At 67.1% G+C, this 19,722-nt stretch carries 21 protein-coding genes, 1 tRNA gene and 2 pseudogenes; 8 read left to right on the plus strand and 16 right to left on the minus strand.

The genetic code is table 11. From position 1 onward, the window contains the following. Positions 1-41 precede the first annotated feature (41 nt). The 4 genes and pseudogenes from ON43_RS47135 to ON43_RS46105 all read right to left on the minus strand — a co-directional run. Positions 42-380, minus strand: a pseudogene (locus tag ON43_RS47135) (hypothetical protein); the annotation flags it as partial. Positions 381-642: 262 nt separating this feature from the next. Continuing rightward, a complete protein-coding gene (locus tag ON43_RS46745) occupies positions 643-771 on the minus strand; it encodes a hypothetical protein (protein WP_281033309.1) in 129 nt (42 codons plus the stop codon). 54 nt (positions 772-825) lie between these two features. Next, complete coding sequence (locus tag ON43_RS09270; RefSeq protein ID WP_306304959.1) at positions 826-1,554, minus strand: epoxide hydrolase N-terminal domain-containing protein; 729 nt, start codon at positions 1,552-1,554, stop codon at positions 826-828. Continuing rightward, positions 1,437-1,769, minus strand: a complete 333-nt coding sequence (locus tag ON43_RS46105; RefSeq protein WP_245568522.1) for a hypothetical protein — start codon at positions 1,767-1,769, stop codon at positions 1,437-1,439. Before ON43_RS46105 ends, ON43_RS09270 begins: the two co-directional genes overlap by 118 nt. 18 nt (positions 1,770-1,787) lie before the next feature. Here ON43_RS46105 and ON43_RS09275 point away from each other — a divergent pair, with 18 nt between their 5' ends. The 5 genes from ON43_RS09275 to ON43_RS09295 all read left to right on the plus strand — a co-directional run bounded on the left by ON43_RS09275 (position 1,788) and on the right by ON43_RS09295 (position 5,632). Next, positions 1,788-2,318: a hypothetical protein gene (locus ON43_RS09275; protein ID WP_157513969.1), complete on the plus strand. Its 531-nt coding sequence runs from the start codon at positions 1,788-1,790 to the stop codon at positions 2,316-2,318. Between the two features lie 8 nt (positions 2,319-2,326). Next, complete coding sequence (locus tag ON43_RS09280) at positions 2,327-3,523, plus strand: sensor histidine kinase (RefSeq protein ID WP_063712515.1); 1,197 nt, start codon at positions 2,327-2,329, stop codon at positions 3,521-3,523. A gap of 49 nt (positions 3,524-3,572) precedes the next feature. Beyond that, the gene (locus tag ON43_RS09285) at positions 3,573-4,286 is read left to right on the plus strand and encodes a response regulator (protein ID WP_245568523.1); all 714 of its coding nucleotides are present in this window, start codon (positions 3,573-3,575) and stop codon (positions 4,284-4,286) included. 152 nt (positions 4,287-4,438) lie between these two features. Next, complete coding sequence (locus tag ON43_RS09290) at positions 4,439-4,948, plus strand: hypothetical protein (protein ID WP_051178196.1); 510 nt, start codon at positions 4,439-4,441, stop codon at positions 4,946-4,948. 150 nt (positions 4,949-5,098) lie between these two features. Then, the gene (locus ON43_RS09295) at positions 5,099-5,632 is read left to right on the plus strand and encodes an epoxide hydrolase N-terminal domain-containing protein (RefSeq protein WP_218003228.1); all 534 of its coding nucleotides are present in this window, start codon (positions 5,099-5,101) and stop codon (positions 5,630-5,632) included. A gap of 73 nt (positions 5,633-5,705) precedes the next feature. On the opposite strand, the gene ON43_RS09300 is transcribed toward ON43_RS09295, so the two are convergent. After that, on the minus strand, positions 5,706-6,968 hold the full coding sequence (locus ON43_RS09300; RefSeq protein WP_040805807.1) for an FG-GAP repeat domain-containing protein: 1,263 nt from the start codon (positions 6,966-6,968) through the stop codon (positions 5,706-5,708). Between the two features lie 125 nt (positions 6,969-7,093). Between ON43_RS09300 and ON43_RS09305 the strand changes: the two genes are divergently transcribed. Next, positions 7,094-8,821 (plus strand): hypothetical protein, encoded by a 1,728-nt coding sequence (locus ON43_RS09305; protein WP_157513970.1) that lies wholly within the window; start codon positions 7,094-7,096, stop codon positions 8,819-8,821. A 40-nt stretch (positions 8,822-8,861) separates the two neighbouring features. Here ON43_RS09305 and ON43_RS09310 read toward each other — a convergent pair whose 3' ends face one another. From ON43_RS09310 to orn, 4 genes are all read right to left on the minus strand, one after another. Then, positions 8,862-9,164, minus strand: coding sequence for a type II toxin-antitoxin system PemK/MazF family toxin (locus ON43_RS09310; protein ID WP_040805810.1), 303 nt, complete (start codon positions 9,162-9,164; stop codon positions 8,862-8,864). Then, positions 9,161-9,400 carry a YlcI/YnfO family protein gene (locus ON43_RS09315; protein ID WP_040805854.1) on the minus strand — a complete coding sequence of 80 codons (240 nt, stop codon included), beginning with the start codon at positions 9,398-9,400 and terminating at the stop codon, positions 9,161-9,163. The genes ON43_RS09310 and ON43_RS09315 overlap by 4 nt, the downstream gene beginning before the upstream one ends. A 145-nt stretch (positions 9,401-9,545) precedes the next feature. Continuing rightward, positions 9,546-9,618 (minus strand) — tRNA-His (locus tag ON43_RS09320). 77 nt (positions 9,619-9,695) lie between these two features. Continuing rightward, positions 9,696-10,322 carry an oligoribonuclease gene (orn, locus tag ON43_RS09325; protein ID WP_040805812.1) on the minus strand — a complete coding sequence of 209 codons (627 nt, stop codon included), beginning with the start codon at positions 10,320-10,322 and terminating at the stop codon, positions 9,696-9,698. Positions 10,323-10,510: 188 nt separating this feature from the next. Between orn and ON43_RS09330 the strand changes: the two genes are divergently transcribed. Further along, on the plus strand, positions 10,511-12,226 hold the full coding sequence (locus ON43_RS09330; protein ID WP_040805814.1) for a helicase HerA-like domain-containing protein: 1,716 nt from the start codon (positions 10,511-10,513) through the stop codon (positions 12,224-12,226). A gap of 163 nt (positions 12,227-12,389) precedes the next feature. Here the strand turns inward: ON43_RS09330 and lysA are convergent, their stop codons facing one another. The 7 genes from lysA to ON43_RS09365 all read right to left on the minus strand — a co-directional run bounded on the left by lysA (position 12,390) and on the right by ON43_RS09365 (position 19,100). Then, the gene (lysA, locus tag ON43_RS09335) at positions 12,390-13,736 is read right to left on the minus strand and encodes a diaminopimelate decarboxylase (RefSeq protein ID WP_040805816.1); all 1,347 of its coding nucleotides are present in this window, start codon (positions 13,734-13,736) and stop codon (positions 12,390-12,392) included. Positions 13,737-13,903: 167 nt separating this feature from the next. Beyond that, complete coding sequence (gene cmrA, locus ON43_RS09340) at positions 13,904-14,698, minus strand: mycolate reductase (protein WP_040805856.1); 795 nt, start codon at positions 14,696-14,698, stop codon at positions 13,904-13,906. Positions 14,699-14,752: 54 nt separating this feature from the next. Continuing rightward, positions 14,753-15,184 carry a DUF4189 domain-containing protein gene (locus ON43_RS42315; RefSeq protein ID WP_051178197.1) on the minus strand — a complete coding sequence of 144 codons (432 nt, stop codon included), beginning with the start codon at positions 15,182-15,184 and terminating at the stop codon, positions 14,753-14,755. Between the two features lie 153 nt (positions 15,185-15,337). Continuing rightward, on the minus strand, positions 15,338-15,844 hold the full coding sequence (locus ON43_RS09350; protein ID WP_040805818.1) for a hypothetical protein: 507 nt from the start codon (positions 15,842-15,844) through the stop codon (positions 15,338-15,340). Positions 15,845-15,904: 60 nt separating this feature from the next. Then, complete coding sequence (locus tag ON43_RS42320) at positions 15,905-16,498, minus strand: VOC family protein (RefSeq protein WP_051178198.1); 594 nt, start codon at positions 16,496-16,498, stop codon at positions 15,905-15,907. Then, positions 16,498-18,525, minus strand: a complete 2,028-nt coding sequence (locus ON43_RS09360) for an NADPH-dependent 2,4-dienoyl-CoA reductase (RefSeq protein WP_040805820.1) — start codon at positions 18,523-18,525, stop codon at positions 16,498-16,500. The genes ON43_RS42320 and ON43_RS09360 overlap by 1 nt, the downstream gene beginning before the upstream one ends. After that, positions 18,522-19,100: a PadR family transcriptional regulator gene (locus ON43_RS09365; protein WP_040805822.1), complete on the minus strand. Its 579-nt coding sequence runs from the start codon at positions 19,098-19,100 to the stop codon at positions 18,522-18,524. Before ON43_RS09365 ends, ON43_RS09360 begins: the two co-directional genes overlap by 4 nt. A 182-nt stretch (positions 19,101-19,282) precedes the next feature. Here ON43_RS09365 and ON43_RS09370 point away from each other — a divergent pair. After that, positions 19,283-19,722, plus strand: a pseudogene (locus tag ON43_RS09370) (hypothetical protein); the annotation flags it as partial.

The raw sequence follows: 19,722 nt of genomic DNA on the forward strand, positions 1-19,722 counted from the left end.
CAAGGGAGACGCATCCGTGTGAAGGTGCCTGTGCGCGCGAGTCAGTGCCGGCAGAGCCAGTCGGTGCCGTAGTGGCCGGCGTTTCCGCCTTCGAGGTGTACCCAATGGCCGTCGCCCTCGCAGGGGCCGCCTTCGACGCGGTCGCTGGCGGGTTGGGTGGTCGTGGTCGGTACGACCGGCGGGGCGGTGGTGGTCTCCGGGCCCGCGCCGTGGTTGGGGTTGGTGCAGATGGTGCCCTCGCACGGTACCCAGGTGCCGTCGCCATTGGGGTTGGGGATGGCGTTGGGTCCGATGTAGCTGCCCAGCGGGCATCCCGGATCCTGGTTCTTCGCGCAGTATTCGGCCGAGAGCCCGTTGCCGGTCGAGCCATCCGCGCCGCGTTGCGCGATGGTCGTGGTGGGTTGGGCGGGCGCGGTGCTGGCGGGTGCCGTGGTCGACGTCGTCGGGGCGGTGGTCGAGGTCGCGGGCGCTGCGGTGGTGGTGCTGGGTTTGGGTTCCGGCGTCGAATCGTGCGAGCAGGCGGCCGCGCCCGCGATCAGGGCCAGGCCCGCGAACGCGATCAGCAAACGCTTCATCGGAGAACACCTTTCGGAGTCGATGTGGGGAGCGGACCTGCCGCGGGGCCGGCGCTTCCGCCGGGGGTCAGGAGCAGACCGCGGCCTGGATGGAGTTGGCCAGCGGGAGCAGCGGACTGGAGGCGCCGCCGGTGGCTTCGATCGGAAAGACCAGGGGATAGGAGACGATGGCGGCGGTGGCGAGCAATTTGCGCATGTCGATCTCCAACTTTCGTCTTCCGGATGAGCTTCTCACCGGCTCAGTCAACTCTCAGCAACTATTCTCGGCACGGGCCATCTCCCGATGGAAGTTGGCCGCGTCGGGCCCGGTGCGGGTGAACCAGTACAGGCTCGCGGTGAGCAGGACGTTGTCGCGACAGATCGGGGTCGCGGGATTGGCCCACTCGACGAATTTCTCCGCGATCCAGGCCAGTTGCAGGATCGGGGAGTCGGCCAGGCCCGCCGACAAGGCGTTGGGCTGTGTCGAGTGCAGCACGCGGTAGCCCTTCCGCTGTGCCCAATCACGTTGCGCGGCTTCGAGTTGCTCGAGCTCATCGGCATCGAGGCCGTTCGGCACGGGAAGGTCTTCGCCGACCATGCCGAGCTGGAGACGGTCGCCGTGGGTGTGTGCGCCGATGACGCGAAGCGGGCTCGAGAACACGAACCCGGGCAGCGACGGGATCACCAGATGGAACGCATCCGCCGGGTCGCCACCGTGAGCGCGGGGATCGCTCAACGGCCTACTCGCAGCGAGGAATTCGACGAACGAGGTCGGGTAGCTGTGGTTGAGCAACAGCGGGGTGGCGTCGGGCTCGGGTGAGCGCAGGTGCAGGAAATGAATGGTCTGCCCGTCGATCTCGGTCACGAAGTGTGGCAGCTCGTTCAGCTCGGCTTCGTGTGCGCGCCAATCGAACCCGTCCGCCCAATAGGGGCGTGGCGCAGGTAGTCCTCGAAGATTTCGATCAGGGCTTTTCGCTGCCGCTCGACGCGGCGGCGGAATTGCGGCGGGGTGCTGTCGACCAGGCTGAACGCGGCGCGCCAGCGATCGACTGGAGCCGTGGCTACGCCTCGGGCCACCGCTGATTTCCGATTTGCCGACCTGGACGGCATCGGCCGTTCGGTTGATGGAATGCTGTGATTATCGGCCGGATGGCCGATGTCGTCGGCTCCGTCGAACTCTGATGATGGCGTAAGCAGGGAAATCTCGGTATCCACTCGTCGGAAGGGCCGAAAATGCGGATTGCCACGCTACTCACTCTCGCGCTGTCGATGGGGTCCGTTGCGTCGATGACGGCGCTGGGCGGCGGTATCGCCGCCGCGGATACTCCACTCAGCGGGCCTACCGCGTGCACCGGGGGAACCCTCACGATCTACCGCTACCCGGCCTCGGGGAGTGCGGGCCCGGGTACCTCCGTGTACGGGGACCTCGGCACCTGCGACGGCATTCAATATCCCTCCGTGGACCTGAAATACCCCGTCATCCCCACCGAACCTGGACCGCAGCCGATCTCGTCGGGAACCCTCACGATGCACGACCCGCTCGCCGTCGGCAATGCCCCTACCGACCCCTACCAGAACTCCACCGATATCTCCGGTGTCTGGGTCGAGTCCCCGGTCGGTGTACCCACTTCCACCACCCTCACGGTCGGACGGCCAGGTACCACCCAGTTCGGCCTGACCATCGAGTCGACCGTGATCAGCGATCCCGGCTCCGCGTGGGGTGGTCTGGGCAAGATCCGGGTCGACCGCGCCGTCATCTTCTGACCCGCCGCGTGACGTATCGAGTTCCCGAGGTGCGGCGGACCCGCGGGGTGGCTATCGGCGTGCTGTGGCTGGTCCTGGTGCTGCTGTGGCTGGTCGATTGGATCAGTGTGTGGCCACCGATCACGGGTCGACACAGCGTGTGGGACTGGCTGCTGGTGGTGTGCGGACCAGTGTTCGCGGCCTTGGTTGTCGTGCCCGGCCGAGGGCTGACGGTGGCGTGGCGGGCGGGTCTGGCGGCGGCCGGTTCCTGGCTCTTGACGGTGGCGTTGGCGGTGTTTCCGTCCCACGACGCGTTGTCGCTGTGGGGGTTCCTGGAAACCGGTGCGCTGCTGATCCTGTTGGGTGTCACCGCTCGTCGCGTCCAGCCGCTGAGCCTGGCGGTCGTGCTGTGTAGCGTGCTCGGCTTGGCGATTGTCGCGTTGCCGCTGCGCGTCGCTCATCACGTGGTCGACGCGGTCATCTACACGATCGTGATGGCCTGGTGTGTGGCGATCGCGCTGATTCTGGGCGGGTATGTGCGGTCGGTGGATATGCGCCGGGTGCAGACGGTGGCGCGGGTGCAGCAGGCCGAGCGGCTCGAACTCGCAAGGGAACTGCATGATTTCGTCGCCCATCACGTAACGGGCATTATCGTGCAGGCGCAGGCCGCACGCACCATCCTGGCGACGGCGCCGAACGAGGTCGAGGGCATCCTGAATGCGATCGAGACCGCTGGGACCGAGACTCTCGATTCGATGCGCCGATTGGTGCGGGTGCTGCGCGAACAAGATTCGCGCACAGTTCGACCCGGTGAGCTGTACACCGAATTGGCTGATCTGGTGGCCGATTTCGCGCGCGGCGGTGGTCCCGAGCCCACGGTCCACGTCACGGGTGCGGCCAGGAATGTCCGGCTGGCTCCGGAGGCGGAGATCTCGGTGCATCGAGTGGTGCAGGAATCGCTGACCAATGTTCGCCGGCACGCACCCGGCGCGGCGTTGGTCACCGTCGGCGTCGACGTCTCGAATGCGCAACTGGCAGTGGAGGTGTGCAACAGCGCGCCTGCCGAGCGGGGGGCGGTGCCGGTCGGCGGTCTCGGCGGACTGGGTCTGGTCGGTCTGGCCGAACGCGTCGAGGCCGTCGGCGGGGTGTTCACCGCGGGCACGGTGACCGGCGGCGGCTGGCGTGTGCTGGCGTGTTTTCCGGTCCTCGACACGATCGAGGGGTAGCTGCGTCGCGCGTCGGGAACCTGCTGTCCATGTGGCACGATCGGGTCTCGTGACCACCCCCGGCGCACGCCTCCCCGAGAGCCGTGACGGCGACTCCGGATCGCCGATCCGGGTGTTGCTGGCCGATGATCAGGAACTGGTGCGCGGCGGTTTCCGGCTGATCCTGCAGGCCCAACCCGACATCGAGGTCATCGCCGAGGTCGGCGATGGCCTGTCCTGTGTGGAGACCGCCCGGCGGCTGCGCCCGGACGTCTGCTTGGTGGATATCCGCATGCCCAAACTCGACGGTCTCGAGGTGACCCGTGCTCTCGCCGGGCCCGGTGTCGTCGACCCGATGAAAGTCGTCGTCGTAACCACCTTCGACCAGGACGACTACGTCTACGGTGCGCTGCGGGGCGGGGCCTGCGGGTTCCTGCTCAAGGACGCGGGCCCCGCCCTGCTCGTGGAAGCGGTCCGGTCCGCGGTCCGCGGTGACGCGCTGGTCTCCCCGTCGGTGACCGTCCGACTGCTTCAACGACTCGCCACCCCGGCCGCCGCCGAGTCTGAAACATCCTGTGCGACAGCCACTCTCACTGAGCGGGAGGGGGAGGTCGTCGGGCTTGTCGCGCAAGGATGCACCAATCAGGAGATCGGCGCGACTCTGCATCTCTCGCTCGGCACGGTCAAAACCCATCTGGGCAATGTGCAGACCAAACTCGGTCTACGCAATCGCGTCGAAATCGCGGCGTGGGCCTGGCGGAACGGGCATCGAACCCAGCCCTGAATCGTGTCGTTCCGTCCTCTCGGACTTTCGGCCGATACGTGCCGCGGTATTTCGGCTGAACGGTCGATATCCCGGCACCTGTCACTGGCCGACGATGGTCGGGTACAGCAGCACCAATACCCGAGCAAGTTCAGGAAAGGGACAGTCCGATGATGCGGAATGCGATCACAAAGGTGTGCGCGGGAATCGTTGTCGCCGCGATCCCTGCCTTCGTAGCCCTGGGCAGCGCGGGCACGGCCAACGCCGACGCGCCCGACCCCGCCGACACGGTCCAGCCGGTGGACTCGGTTCCCGCGTCCAATCCCGTCGCCAGCGGTGCCCTCGAAGGAGCGGGTATCGGTGCTGCGACGGGAGCGGCCAGCGGTGCGCTCGCCGGGTTGCCGTGCAGCGTGGCCGCCGGCGCGGCCGGTGGGCTGGCGGGTGCGGCGGCCGGAGCGGCCGCGGGTACCGCCGTGGGCCTGGCCACCGCCGGACTGGCCCTGCCCGTCACCCTTCCGGCCGGAGCCGTCCTCGGCGGCCTGGCCGGTGCGGGACTCGGCGTAGCCGCGTGTGAGACCCTCCCGATCGCCACCGGAGCCGGTATGGGCGCCGCCCTCGGCGCAGTCGGCGGGGCGGCGGCAGGAGCGATCGACCCGAGCGCGGTGCCCAACCTCGTCCCCTGAATCCGCGACCTCGAATGGTAGGAGGGTCCGTCCGCACAGCGGGCGGACCCTCCGCCCTGTTATCCCGAGTCGGGGGTGTGGTGGGCGACACGATCGTGCGCTGGTGAAATAGGACAGATTCTGTCCTGCAGGGTTCGTAGATTGGTCGATATGAACGCTGACATCATTCCCTTCCGGATCGAAATTCCGCAGGTCGAGCTCGATGATCTGCGTGAGCGCTTGGCCCGCACCCGAGCACCGTTCCCGGTTTCCGGGGCCGGTTCGGATTGGGAGCGTGGCATTTCCCCGGACTACCTGCGTGAGCTGGCTGCCTATTGGGCCGACGGTTTCGATTGGCGCGCTCAGGAAGCCGAGCTGAATCGCTACCCGCAGTTCGTCACCGAGATCGATGGGCAGCGGATTCATTTTCTGCATTTGCGCTCGCCCGAGCCGAACGCGACTCCGCTGTTGCTCAACCACAGCTATCCGACTTCGTTCGTCGAGTTCCTCGCTGCGAGTGGGCCTTTGACCGATCCGCGCGCCCACGGCGGCGACCCGGCCGATGCGTTTCATCTGGTCATCCCGTCACTACCCGGGTTCGTCTTCTCGAGCCAACACGCCGAGGGCGGCCATTTCCCCGCTTTCGAGGTCCCCGATCTGTTCGCCGACGACATCCGCGCCTTCTTCCGCCAACTCCGGAGCTGACACCAAAGCACCTCAGCTGAGGGGCGTCGTGCCGATGCCGAGCGCGTTGACGCGATCGACGGCTGTGAACGTGTCAGGGCCGGGATCCCGGGGCGGTGTTGCGGAAGATATGGATGGCGATGTTGGTGGGGGAGCCGGAGGGGAGCCAGGTGGGGACGGCCAGGTCGGGGTAGCCGTCGCCGGTGAGGTCGGTGGCGAGGAATTCCTGGGGCAGGGTCAGCGGCAGGTTGAGCAGGGGGACCGGGTCTCCGATCGGAACTTCGCCCGCCGCAACGAAATTGCGGTTGCCCTCGTTGTGGTACAGGAGTACGCGGCTGGTGACTGTTTCCACGATGGCGAGGTCGGGTCGGCCGTCGTTGTCGAAGTCCGCGACCTGGACGGCGGGGTTGCCGTCGATCAGGCCGGGGCCGTGGATCTTGGTGGTCGCGGCGGAGAAGGCGCCGTCGCCGGTGCCGTAGAGGATGGTGACGTCATTGCTGTTGGCGTCGCCCACGATGATGTCCGGACGACCGTTGCCGTCCAGGTCGGTGATCTGGATCTGTTCCGGTGACCAGCCGACGCGGTAGGCATCGGCGAAGCGGAAGGTGGCGTCGCCGTTGTTGAGGAACACTCTGAGGTAGTCACCCTGGATCGGGCCGAGCGGATGCGCCTCGCCCACCACCAGATCGGGGAAGCCGTCGTGGTTGAGATCCGCCACGGCCATCGACATCGCGATACCGAAGCCGACCGCGTAAAGCGGTGCTCCGGCGGGTGCGAACGCGCCGTCCCCGGTGCCGCGGAAGATGGTGACCGTGCCGGGCAAGTTGCCGTGGACGGCGAAGTCGGCGCGGCCGTCGCAGTCGAAATCGGCGACCGAGATCTTCATCGGCGGATACCCGTTGATGGTGAAATTGCTTGGTGGCGTGAAGGTTCCGTCCGGTCGGCTCAATATTACGCTGACCTGATCGGTGGCCCAGCTGCCGGTGAGGATATCGGGTATCCCATCGCCGTTGACGTCGGCGGCGGTCACCGTGCAGGCGTCGCGTCCGATGTCGATCAGCGTGGGCGGCCCGAAGGTGCCGTCCCCGTTGCCGTGTGCGATCAACGGGCCGGACCCGAGGCAGTTGGCGAGCACCAGATCTCGGCGTCCGGTTCCCGAGAAGTCCGCAGCGGCAACGGGATTGCCGCCGTACACCGAGTCCGGCGCGAAGAGCCCACCCGGGACGCGGCCTTGTGGCAGGAAGGATATGGCCGGTTGCTCCGCGGCCGTGGGGGTGAGGGAGGCGGAGACGGTAAGGGCGGTGATGAACACCGCCAGCGCGGCGACGCGTCGGTACGAGTCTGGATTGGACGACACAGACCCCATACTTTGCGGTGGGGATCGAGTGGCGGCCGCCGCATCCGTTCAGATGTCGAGCACGGTCAATGGTGTGGCGCACACCGTCAATCACGAACCTGGACAGCGCGAATAGCGTTCCGCGCATGCGGCAGGGCGGGTTGAACGGGGCACGCTACGCGATCGCGGTGGTGCTCATGGCGATCGGCGTGAGCTGGTACCCCGTGCCGGTGGCGCACGCGGAGCAGCCGGGTCGTAGCGAGACACCGATAGAAACCCGCGGCGACATCCTGGTCAGCCAGGTCACCTGGGACGCGCCGCTGCCCGCGGGCTCGGCCCCGCACGCGCCCGAGTGCGACCGATTGTCGTTCCTGCGCTACCGGTTCGCCGACGGGCCCGCGGATCCGAACGAGGCCGATGCGGTGATCAGCGTGCAGGCGGGCAATATCGGCGGTCCCAGTTCGCTGGGGACACTGGCGGTTTCGACGCTGCATCAGCTGCGGGCGACCGGAAAGACCGCCGAGTACTGGGCGATGGCGCGCCGTCCCGTCTGTTTGGAGGACCGCGCCGGAATGATCGCGGCGGTGCGCGACCGGGACTATCGCACCGCGCTGAACTATTACTTCCGGGGCGCTGCGGTCGATGGCCACACCTGGCCGGGCTGGGCCAGCGACACCGAGCAGCGCTGGCTCGCCGACTACGGGCTGCGGCAGACGATGGCGGACTGGCATCTGATCAATGCGCTCGAACTCCCCGATCCGGTTGTGCGCAAGGCGAAGATGTTCATCGGCGGGCACTCGCTGGGCGGCCCGCTGTCCTCGTTCTACGCGCAGTTCGACTTCCCCGACGGACCCGGCTTCACACAGGTCGCGGGAGTCATCGGCATCGACGGCCCGATCCGGTCGGATCCGTTCCTGCTGCGGCAGCTTGCCTTGCAGCCAGTGGCCGACGTGTACGGCATGATCGGACTGCCACTGTCCACCGCCCTGCTCGGCACCGGAATCCTGCCGCAGGCAACCCAACTCGGCTTCGCCAATACCGGCGACCTGTTCAACCTGATCAATATCGCCGGAATCGCGGCACGGTTCATGCCCGACGTCGAAAGTGAGATCCCGCAGTCGATTCCGCACACCCCGTTCTGGGATATCGTGCTCGGCACCTTGTTTCCCGGCGCACCGGATTTCCGGCAGTGGCGACTGACCAATGCCGCGGTACTGGGCGCGTTGATCGGAAAGAACTCGATGCCCTCGGTCGGATTGCAGTCCGGCTTCGGCGTTTTCGAGGGGCCGGTGGTCGAGAAGCACGTCATCGTCCCGCCCGAACTGACCCAGCTGCCGGTCATCGGCGGCATGTTCAAGGTGGTCTCCGCCGAACGACTGATGCGCCCCGCCGACCCGACCGGGCGACTCACCGGATGGCTCGACTACGACCAACTCGACCGGGCGCAGGACGGGGGTGCGCCGTTCACCACCCCGGCCGAACAGGTCGCGGCACTGGCCGACGTGGCCACCGATGTCGGCGCGGGCGCCCTCGGCTACACCACCGCCTTCGACTCCAACCGCCAGCTCGCCGATCTCGGCTTCGCCGAAACCGGCTACCGCGGAGGCGATCTCGCGCTCCTGCGCTACCCCGACTATCAAGCCCACACCCCGACAACGGTGATCATCGGCGACATCTGGCGGCCCTATCAAATGCTGGGCCCCAACCTCGGCCTGCCCTGGATCGAATTCGGCCAGCCGGCCTCGGCCCACTACGCCGAGCACTACAGCCACCTCGACATGCTCGCCGCCGCCGAACGGCAGAACAACGGCCGCCCCGAACTGGTCGGCACCACCATCGCCACCTTCGTCGAAGGAGTGCTCGAACCGTCATAGCGCTGCACACGATCCGCGCACGGCCCCCGGGCTTTACTCGCTACTTCAGTTCGAAGGCTGCATGAATGGCGTCGGTCAGGCTCTGCTCTTGCCCGGGCTGCAGGTAACCGACGCGGCGGCCGAGCGCGTCGGCGGGGATGGTGGTGACTTTGTCCAACAGCGCCACACAGTCGTGATCGAGCCCGTTGCCAGCGCCGAGCCGGACCTCGGTGGGTATATCGCGGATGGTGCTCGTGATCGGGGCGACGGTGACCGTGTTCAGCACCGGCCGGGCGATCTCACGGGTCAGCACCAGAACGGGCCGCGGTTTGGTGCCCAGTTCGGCTATGTGAATCGGTCTCACTCATCACCCCATACGGCCTTGTTCGCCGCGCCCAGGAATTCGTCCAGGTCCTCGTCTTTGCCGTCGGGGATGGCGGTGTACCCGGCGACGATGGCTTCTCCGATGGCGCGTTCGCGGTAGTGCTCGAGGGCGGCGGCGACCAGGGCGGCGCGGCTGGCGCAGTGTTGGGCGGCTACCTCGGCGTCGACGAAGTCGACTAGCTCGTCGGGCAGGCGGATGGTGATCTGCTTACTCATACCGACAAGCATACCGAGTTTGGTATTATCGTCGGGATTCATTTGGATTTGCCCGGCGCCGGAACGACTGGGGATTCGTTGACAGCGCACCTTTGGGTGGAATGCGTCGAGGCCCCGATTCATAGGAATCAGGGCCTCGTGTCGGGGTGGCTGACGGGACTCGAACCCGCGACACCCAGGATCACAACCTGGTGCTCTACCAGCTGAACTACAGCCACCATTGCCGGTAACTTCCGGCGCGGTAGAGCTTAACTTGTTCCCCGGTCGAGTACCTAATCGGCTGTTCAGGTGGGGTTTAGCCCGCCTCGGGCGGGGTTGCGGCGGGGGTGGAGAGGTCGGCGGCTACCGCGGCGATTTCGGCGGTGGAGGGGCCGGGGGGAGCGACGAAGGCGGTGCGGCGGTAGTACTGGAGTTCGCGGATGGATTCTTGGATGTCGGCGAGGGCGCGGTGGGCGAGGCCCTTTTCCGGCTGGCCGAAGTAGATGCGGGGGTACCAGCGGCGGGCCAGTTCCTTGATGGAGCTGACGTCGATCATGCGGTAGTGCAGGTGCCCGTCGAGGGTGGGCATGTCGCGGGCGATGAAGCCGCGGTCGGTGGCGATGGAGTTGCCGGCGAGGGGGACCGTGCGCGGGGTGGGGACGTACTGCTTGATGTAGTCCAGGATCTGCTGCTCGGCTTCCTCGACCGACACGGTGGAGCGGCGGACCTCATCGGTGAGCCCGGAGCGGGCGTGCATCTCGGTCACCACCGGCGGCATGGCGGCCAGCGCGGCGTCGTCGGCGTGGATCACGATGTCCACGCCCTCGCCGAGGATATTGAGGTCACTGTCGGTCACGAGCGCGGCCACCTCGATCAGCTTGTCGCTGTCGAGCCGTAGGCCCGTCATCTCGCAATCCATCCACACCACGTATTTGTCGGACACTCGCCAAACCTTAGACCTTTCGCGTGTTTCGCCCCCGGTACCCGGCCGCGTCGAGGGCGCTCACCTGCGCGACCGGGCAGTATCGTTCTCTCCAGATCCGCGCATAACGAGCGGTCGGCATGTTGGTTGGGCAGTTCCGAGCAGTTCGCAGGGCAGTCGCAGTTGGCAGAGCAGACGGAGGAAGCGCGATGACCACCCCGCAGGAGAAGGCAGCGGCGGCACGGAAGGCAGCGGAGGAGGCGGCGCGGATCGCGGCCGAAGCGGCGGCCGCGGCGGAAGCGGCGGAAAAGGAAGCGGCCGATCAGGAAGCCGCGGAGAAGGCGGCCGACAAGCCGAAAAGCACTGCCGCCCCGGCCGGTTCGGGTGACAAGGACGAGGCGGCCGCGCAGGAGATCGCGGCGGGCTATGCGATGGAGGGGCTGGCACTCGAACTCGGCACCGTCATCACCGGCGGCACCGTGCATCCCGATGCGCGTGTGCGGATTCCGATGAAGACCATGAACCGCCACGGTCTGGTCGCGGGCGCCACCGGTACCGGTAAGACCAAGACCGTGCAGGGGATCGCCGAGCAGCTCTCGGCGGCGGGCGTGCCGGTCGTGGTGGCCGACATCAAGGGCGACCTCTCGGGGCTGTCGCAGCCGGGCCAGTCCAACGACAAACTGCTCACCCGCGCACAGGAAACCGGCGACGCGGACTGGAAGCCGCAGGGGTTCCCGTGTGAGTTCGTCTCGCTGGGCACCGAGGGCATTGGCGTGCCGATCCGCGCCACCATCACCTCGTTCGGGCCGATTCTGCTCAGTAAGGCGTTGGGGCTCAATGAGACTCAGGAATCCACCCTCGGCCTGATCTTCCACTGGTCGGACCAGAACGGCTTCCCGCTGCTGGATCTGAAGGACCTGCGTGCCGTCATCCAGTTCCTCACCAGCCCGGAGGGCAAGGAGGATCTCAAGGGGATCGGCGGCGTCTCCGCGCAGACCGCGGGTGTGATCCTGCGCGCGCTGGTGAATCTGGAGGCCGACGGCGGTGACACGTTCTTCGGTGAGCCCGAACTGGATCCGGCCGATCTGATGCGCACCATGGGCGGCCAGGGCGTCATCACCCTGTTCGAGCTGGGCGCGCAGGCGGCCCGCCCGCAGATGTTCTCGACCTTCCTGATGTGGGTGCTGGCCGACCTGTTCCAGACCTTGCCCGAGGTCGGTGATATGGACAAACCCAAGCTGGTGTTCATCTTCGACGAGGCGCACCTGCTGTTCAACGGCGCGTCCAAGGCGTTCCTCAATCAGGTCGAGCAGACCGTCAAGCTGATCCGCTCCAAGGGTGTGGGTGTCTTCTTCTGCACCCAGCTGCCCACCGACATCCCGAATCAGGTGCTCTCCCAGCTGGGTGCGCGCATCCAGCACGCGCTGCGTGCGTTCACGCCGGAAGATCAAGCGGCACTGTCCAAGACGGTCCGCACCTACCCGAAGACGGCGACCTACGATCTCGAAAAGGCGCTCACCTCACTGGGCATCGGTGAGGCCATCGTGACGGTGCTGTCGGAGAAGGGCGCACCCACCCCGGTGGCCTGGGCGCGCATGCAGCCGCCGCGCTCGCTCATGGACACCATCGGCGACGACCAGATCCGCGCTCGCGCACAGCAATCCACGCTGTACGGCAAGTACGGCACCACGGTCGACGCGGATTCCGCCTACGAGATCCTGGCCGAGAAGTTGGCCGCCGCCCAGCAGCAGGCGGAGGAGGAGCCCCCGGCCAGGTCCTCGCGCTCGACGAAGGCCGCACCCGAGCCGGAGTCCATGGCGGAGAAGATCGTCAACAACCCTGCCTTCAAGAACCTCCTCCGCTCGGCTGCCACCGTCGCCGGCCGCGAAATCAGCCGCAGCATCTTCGGCACCCGCAAACGCTGACAACCAGCTCCTTGTCCGGCAGCAGCACCCCCGTCATCCCGGCATGTTTTGGCCGGGATCCACAGCCACGGTGGTGGATTCCGGCCAAAAACGCGCCGGAATGACGGGGCGGGCTTTCTGCGGCAGCCGGGATGGCTGGGGCGTTATGCCGCGGCCGGATACCTCAGCAGCCCATCTCGCGGCACATCAGGTCGTCGATGGTTTCTCGGCGGATCAGTTCGCGGGTGCGGCCCTCGGTGACGGCGATGATGGGTGGGCGGCCGATGCCGTTGTAGGAGGAGGCCAGGCTGTGGTGGTAGGCGCCGGTGCAGGGCATGGCCAGGACTTCGCCGGGGCGGAGGTCGGCGGGGAGGCGGACGTCGTGGGCGAGGATGTCGCCGGCCTCGCAGTGGCGGCCCGCGATGGTGGCGGTCATGTGCGGACCGGTGGGGTGGCGGTTGACCACGACGGCGTCGTAGCGCGCACCGTAGAGGGCCACGCGCGGGTTGTCGCTCATGCCGCCGTCCACCGTCACGTAGGTGTGGCCGTCCTCCACGTGCTTGACCGACAGCACTCGGTAGAGGGTGACGCCCGCGCGGGCGACCACCGCCCGGCCGGGCTCCAAAGCGATTCGGGGCCTGGGGAATCCGTGCCGCGCGCACGCCGCGTCGAGCGAGTCCTCGATGATGTCGGCCAGCTCGGCCAGATTCATTTCCGCGTCCCCGCCGCGATAGGCGACCGCGTGCCCGCCCCCGAGATCGAGCTCGGTCAGCGTGATGTCGAATTCGTCACGGATGCGTGCCATTTCGCCGATCATCCGCCGCACGGCCTCGCCATAGGGGAAGGTGTCGTGGATCTGCGACCCGATGTGGCAGTGCAGCCCGGCCAGCTCCAGATTCGGTTGCCGCACAATGCGATCCACCGCCTCCCAGACCGCCTGCCCGCCGATCGGGAACCCGAACTTCTGATCGGTGACCCCGGTGCGTACCGCCGGGTGCCCGTGTACGTCGATATCGGGAGTCACCCGGATCAGCACTCGCTGCGGCCGATTCGCCAGCGCGGACAGCAGCGTGATCTCGGTGGGGGAGTCGACGACGATGCGCCCCACCCCGCAGTTGATGGCCGTCTCCAGCTCGGCGAACGGTTTCCCGTTGCCGTGCAGCACGATTCGCCGTGGATCGGCCCATGCTGCCAGCGCCACCGCCAGTTCCCCCGCCGAACACACGTCCAGCGACAGCCCCTCGTCGGTGATCCATTCGGCCACCGCGCGGGTGAGTAGCGCCTTGCCCGCGTAGATGATCTCGGCGTCGGGGAACCGCTTGCGGTATTCCTGGCAGCGCCCGCGCACCTCGCCCTCGTCCAGGACGTAGGTCGGGGTGCCGTACTGATCGGCGATATCGGCCAGCGCCACCCCGCCGACGGTGATGCGTCCGTCGCCGTCGTAGTGGGTGTCCCGGGGCCAGATGGCCGGGTCGAGCCGGGGCGTCATGCCCCCGTCACGCAGCGACGGAAAGATCTCGAGCAGCGTCAAGGCATCTCCTGTGGGCGTCCCCGCTTTCTCTTCTGCGGGGCCGATCTCAGGACTACGCCGGTCCGCAAGGCACGGGTACATCCGGCTACGCGGCCTTGACGATGCTCGCGCGGATCCTTACGCGATGTTGACCTTGGCTGAATGAATACGCGGCTCCGCCGCGGTTGTCACTCGCCCAGTTTCTTGTAGGCGGCCCCGGCCACCACCGAGGTGATCGAGCGCGGCCCGAACTGCCCGGCCAGGCTCATACCCTTGCTGATCAGGCCCGGAACCACGCGCATCTTGTTGCGGGCGAGCGCGTCGATGGTGATCTTGGCGGTGTGGGCGGCGGTGACCCAGATGAACTCCGGGATCTTGTTGCCCATCTCCTCCTGGTCCGGATTGTCGGTGCGCACCGGTCCGGGCGCCAGCAGCGTGACATGCACGCCGGTGCCCTTGAGTTCGCCGCGCAGCGACTCGGAGAAGGTGTTGACGAACGCCTTGCTCGCCGAATACGTGGTGTTGTGCGGAATCGGCATATTGCCCGCCGCGGACCCGGTGATCATGATGCCGCCCGCGCGCCGCTCCAGCATGCCGGGCAGCACCGCCAGCGTGAGATCGTGCACCGCAACGGCATTCAGTTCCATGATGTCGCGCTCGTAGTCCAGATCCAGCTTGGACAGCGGCCCGAAGGTGGCGACGCCGGCGTTGTTGCACAGGATGGCGATATCGCGCGCGGCCAGTTCCTTGGCCAGCGGGGTGCGCTGGTCGCGGTCGGACAGATCCACCGCGCGCACCTCGGCGGTGATGCCGTACCGCTCGGTCAGCCGCTGCGCCAGCTCGGCCAGCAGATCGCCGCGCCGGGCGACGAGGATCAGGGAGTAGCCCCGCGAGGCAAGCTCTTCGGCGAGGGCGACGCCGATCCCGGAGGAGGATCCGGTGACGACGGCGCGATTGTCGGCGGTGGGTGCAGGCAGGCTCACGACATCGCAGCCTACCCACACCCCGCCCCGGGCCTCACCCCGTGGCGGTATCGGTCAGCCGGCGTTGCCGGTGCACTGCGATTCGCTGATGTGCACTTCGCTCGGCTCGGCGCTGCCGAGGCTGACCAGCAGCGGGTTCGGGCTCGTGCCGCTGGCGGCGATGGCGTTGCGCTCGGCAATCGCCTTGGTGGGACCCAGGCCGGTGAACAGGTTGCCGTCGCGGTTGGCGATGGCGGCGCAGCCGTTCATGAACCGGACCTTCACGTAGCAGTTGGAGACCCCGCACTCCTTGATGGCGTCGGCGTCCGCGCTGCCCTGATCGGGGTAGTTCCAGGTGGTGCCGAAGTTGTAGTAGTAGCCGTCATCGCCGACGGCGATCGCGCCGTAGAGGTCGGCGGCGGCATGCGCGGTGCCCGCACCGCCGACGAACAGTGCGGTGGTGGTCGAGGCCACCATCGCGAGGGCGGCTTTACGAGACAGGTGCATTGAGAGTTCCTCCCCCAAGATCGATTTATGGTGCCTCGCGATCATGACAGGGCGGTACGACAACTCCGACCATCTGAATCGGTTGCCGTATAGGTCATTCCGAGACGACGAAGGCCCCGCCGGATTCGACGGGGCCTTTCGGGAGGGTCGGTTTCAGCCGATGATGACCGACTGGAACGGAATGGTGATGCTGCGCGCGCTCGCGGACAGACACGGCCCAACCAGCGACGGCGGGTTGTCGATCGGCCCGGTGTTCACGATGATGTTCGAGCCCGCGTCGGGGCCCGAGGTCGCCTGCAGCGTATTGCTGGTTCCGGGCGGAGTGGGACCGCCGGGCACATGGAACGGCCCGGTGACGTGGGTCTTGTCGCCGTTGGCCCAGATCAGATCCGCGTCCACATTGACCTGGACGTCGTTGCAGCTGCCGGTGCCGGTGAAGGTGCCTTGGAAGCCCTGCACGTCACAACCGGTCAGGGTGCCGCTGAGATTGCCGTTCACCGGCATGTCCATCTCACCGATGGGGCTGGTGGTGACGGTCAGATTGCCGCCGTTGCAGACCGTGCTGGCGGTGGCGGTCGGGGTGAACGGGGTGAAGCTGAGCAAAGCGCCGCCGGCGAGGGCGGAGCCCACGAGCGCGAAGGTCTTGCGGGGTGATGCCATGGTGCTCGTCTCCTTGGATCGATGCAGATCAGGTGGCGAAACGTGGCGAAACGTGAGGGACTATACCCCTGTCTTTTTCGGCTCCATGAAGGCGATGCCCCAGGTCAGATGTCCATGCCAGACGCTGGCGATGCGGCCGCCCTGGACGGCCGGTTTGGGATCGCCGATGGGACCGCCCGCGGCGCGCACGGCGGCCACGGTGGCATCCAGATCGGGACACAGGAAGGCGACGCCCACCAGCGCGGGCGGCAGTCCCGAGGTGACCGCCTCGATGAAGGGCTCACCGACGCGGTAGAACGCCATCTCCGGCCCCTGCGGCCCGCGCGGGAAGAACCGGCGGCGCGGCGGAACACCCAGCACGGCATTGAGATTCGTGACCGCGTCGTCCAGGTCGGGAACCCAGTAGACGACGTGGTCGACGGTCGTGACGCCATTGGCGTGCGTGGACGGCCAATCGTTCTCGGCCGGTTCGGAATCCAGGTACGCGACGCCGAGAGCATCCGGAGCGGCGTGGGTTTCGTCGAAACCCCAGGCGGCCTCGCCCAGCACGCAGTCGACCGCACCGATCCGGATCCGATCGTCGCGAACCGTGAAACCCAGTGCCGCCCAGGACCGCTCGTCTCCGGGCAGCCCCAGGCGGGTGAGGTTCGGCACTACAGCTCCGCCGCCAGGCGGGTGCCCTGGTTGATGGCGCGCTTGGCGTCCAGCTCGGCGGCCAGGTCCGCGCCGCCGATGAGATGCACCTTGACGCCCGCGGTCACCAGCGGCTCCTGCAGATCGCGCACGGATTCCTGTCCGGCGCACAGGATCACGTTGTCGCATTCGATGACCTGCGGACGCTGCCGCTTCTCACCGAAGCTGATGTGCAGCCCGCGATCGTCGATGCGCTCGTAGTTGACCCCGCCGATCTGCTCGACGCCCTTGGCCTTGACCGCGGCCCGGTGCACCCAGCCCGAGGTCTTGCCCAGGTCCTTGCCGAACGAGGACGACTTGCGCTGCAGCAGTACGACTTCGCGCGCGGCGGGGGAGGGCTTGGGGGTGGTGACGAACCCGGGCACGTTGGGATCGTCGGAGACGCCCCACTCCTCCTTCCACTCGTCGAGCTTGAGGCTGGGATGCCCGTCGACGGTGAGGAATTCGCTGACATCGAATCCGATGCCGCCCGCGCCGATGACCGCCACCTTCTTGCCGACCGGCTTGCCCTCGCGCACCAGTTCGGCGTAGGTCAGCACCTTCGGGTGATCGATGCCCGGGATGGCGGGGATGCGCGGCTTCACGCCGGTGGCCAGGATGATCTCGTCGTAGCCGCCCGCGATGAGCTGCTCGGCGGTCGCCTGGGTCCCCAGATGCAAACGCACACCGGTGATCTCGATCTGCCGCGTGTAGTAGCGGATGGTCTCGCTGAACTCTTCCTTGCCCGGAATGCGCCGCGCGATATCGAACTGCCCGCCGATCTTGTCGTCGGCCTCGAACAGGTCCACGTGATGCCCGCGCTGCGCCAGGCTGACCGCGGCCGACAAACCGGCCGGACCCGCGCCCACGACCGCGAACTTCCGCGTCCGCCGCGTCGGCAGCAGCTTCAGCTCGGTCTCGTGTCCGGCGCGCGGATTCAGCAGGCAGGAAACGGTTTTCGCCTGGAAGGCGTGGTCCAGGCAGGCCTGGTTGCAGGCGATGCAGGTATTGATCTCATCGGTCCGCGCGTCCTGCGCCTTGCGCGCCCACTCCGGGTCGGCGAGCAGCGGGCGGGCCAGCGACACCAGGTCCGAATCGCCGCGGGTGAGGATCTCCTCGGCGGTCTCGGGCATATTGATGCGGTTGGACGCGCACACCGGGATGTCCACGATGTCCTTGACCTTCGCGGTCCATTCCACGAACGCCGCGCGCGGCACCGAGGTGACGATGGTGGGCACCCGGGCCTCGTGCCAGCCGATATCGGTATTGATGATGGTGGCCCCCGCGGCCTCCACATCCTTTGCGACGGCGGCGATCTCGTCCCAGGTCTGACCATTCTCCACGAAATCGGCCATGGACAAACGGAATACGATGATGAAGTCCGGGCCGACCGCCTTGCGCACCCGGCGCACGATCTCACCGGCGATGCGGCGGCGGTTCTCCGGCGACCCGCCCCACTTGTCCTTGCGCTTGTTGGTGCGCTCGGCCAGGAACTGGTTGATGAAATACCCTTCACCACCCATGATCTCGACGCCGTCGTACCCGGCGAGCTTGGCCAGCGAAGCGCAGCGCGCGTAATCGTCGATGGTCTCCTCGACGCCCTTGCCCGACAGCGCGCGCGGCTTGAACGGGTTGATCGGGGCCTTGATGGCCGAGGCCGAAACACTGGTCGGCATATAGGAATAGCGGCCCGCATGCAGGATCTGCAGCGCGATCTTGCCGCCCTCGGCGTGCACCGCCTTGGTGATCGCCCGGTGCCGGTAGGCCTCGGTCTTGTTGGTCAGCTTCGCGCCGAAGGGCAGCAGCCAGCCGGTGCGGTTGGGGGCGTAGCCGCCCGTGATGATCAGGCCCACACCGCCTTTGGCGCGCTCGGCGAAGTAGGCGGCCAGTCGGTTGATGTGCCAGGCCCGATCCTCGAGGCCGGTGTGCATGGAACCCATGACCACGCGGTTGCGCAGCGTGGTGAATCCCAGGTCCAGGGGTTCGAACAGGTGCGGGTACGCGCTCATCGCTGAGTGCCTTTCGGTTCGGACGCCTGCGACCGGGCTGTGTCGCGCTTCAAGGCGTCGAGTACTTCGTCGCACCAGTCGATGATTCCCTCCTCGACGCGGATGCCGCCGCGGAGAACCAGGTACAGGTGCAGTTTCTTGCCGGAGAGCTGATCCGGCGCGGGATAGTCCTTCTTCTCGAAGGCGCGGTACAGGTCGAGCCGGTGCTCGTGCTGATCGCGGTGGCGCTTGATCTCGGCGATGATCCCGGAGATATCGCCGAGCGAGGCCGCCCGCAGCTTCACGCCCATCTCGTTGCGCATGGGCTCGAGTTCGATGGGCTCGCCGATCCAGCGGATCAATTCGTCCAGGCCCGCCTCGGACACGGTGTAGACCTTCTTGTCGGGGCGGCCCTCCTGCGGGACCGTCTCCGCGACCACCCAGCCCTGCTCGTCCATGCGCTTGAGCACGCGGTAGATCTGCTGGTGGGTAGCGTTCCAGAAGAAGCCGATGGACTTGTCGAAGCGCTGGGCCAGGTCGTACCCCGAGCTGGCGCGTTCGGTCAGCGATACCAGGAGCGCGTGTTCGAGGGCCATGGTCGTCAGGATAACTGCTACGGACCGTACTATGCAATTCAGTGCATAGTGTTTTCGAGTTGCGGTTTCCTTGCCTGCCGCTACGGTTAACGCGCCCGGTCGCGGGGTGGATTTCATGGCGAATCACTCGCCCGGAGTTGCCGGGCGTAGGAAACTCTTATGGCGAAACAGGGGAGGCAGCCATGCGCTCGAAATTCACCACCGTCGGAGCGGCGGTACTGATCGCGACCTCGGCCGTGCTGATGACGGCGTGCAATGACAAGGACGTCAAGGGCACGCCGGTGGCGTCGGTGACGACGGCGGCGGGCGGTGCGAATCAGCCCACCGACGCCAAGGCGGGCGGCAATACGTCGAAGTCGGCCGTGCGCACCATCGGCAAGACCGGCTGGTACGAGGGCTTCGAGATCACCGTCGACAAGGCCACCGTCACACCGGACGAGTTCGGCGGCGCGAAGGTGCGCATCGACATCACCTACAAGAACACCACCACCAAGGACAAGACGCTCAGCGCCGTGCCCGGCCTGCAGGTCGGCGGCGCGCTCGATGCCGGGGCGAGCTGGGACACCCCGACCGTGCCCGGAAAGGGTTCGGCCGCAGGCGATATCACCACCACGGTGAAGAA

Source organism: Nocardia concava NBRC 100430 (genome assembly GCF_000308815.1).
GTDB lineage: Bacteria > Actinomycetota > Actinomycetes > Mycobacteriales > Mycobacteriaceae > Nocardia > Nocardia concava.

What these genes read in the sequence shown, in the direction of transcription:
- ON43_RS09315 (WP_040805854.1), bottom strand. Translation starts at nt 9,400, where the DNA reads ATGAGTAAGCAGATCACCATCCGCCTGCCCGACGAGCTAGTCGACTTC.
- ON43_RS09305 (WP_157513970.1), top strand. Translation starts at nt 7,094, where the DNA reads ATGCGGCAGGGCGGGTTGAACGGGGCACGCTACGCGATCGCGGTGGTG.
- ON43_RS46745 (WP_281033309.1), bottom strand. Translation starts at nt 771, where the DNA reads ATGCGCAAATTGCTCGCCACCGCCGCCATCGTCTCCTATCCCCTGGTC.
- ON43_RS09330 (WP_040805814.1), top strand. Translation starts at nt 10,511, where the DNA reads ATGACCACCCCGCAGGAGAAGGCAGCGGCGGCACGGAAGGCAGCGGAG.
- ON43_RS09295 (WP_218003228.1), top strand. Translation starts at nt 5,099, where the DNA reads ATGAACGCTGACATCATTCCCTTCCGGATCGAAATTCCGCAGGTCGAG.
- ON43_RS09360 (WP_040805820.1), bottom strand. Translation starts at nt 18,525, where the DNA reads ATGAGCGCGTACCCGCACCTGTTCGAACCCCTGGACCTGGGATTCACC.
- ON43_RS09275 (WP_157513969.1), top strand. Translation starts at nt 1,788, where the DNA reads ATGCGGATTGCCACGCTACTCACTCTCGCGCTGTCGATGGGGTCCGTT.
- ON43_RS09290 (WP_051178196.1), top strand. Translation starts at nt 4,439, where the DNA reads ATGCGGAATGCGATCACAAAGGTGTGCGCGGGAATCGTTGTCGCCGCG.
- ON43_RS09365 (WP_040805822.1), bottom strand. Translation starts at nt 19,100, where the DNA reads ATGGCCCTCGAACACGCGCTCCTGGTATCGCTGACCGAACGCGCCAGC.
- ON43_RS42315 (WP_051178197.1), bottom strand. Translation starts at nt 15,184, where the DNA reads ATGCACCTGTCTCGTAAAGCCGCCCTCGCGATGGTGGCCTCGACCACC.
- ON43_RS09350 (WP_040805818.1), bottom strand. Translation starts at nt 15,844, where the DNA reads ATGGCATCACCCCGCAAGACCTTCGCGCTCGTGGGCTCCGCCCTCGCC.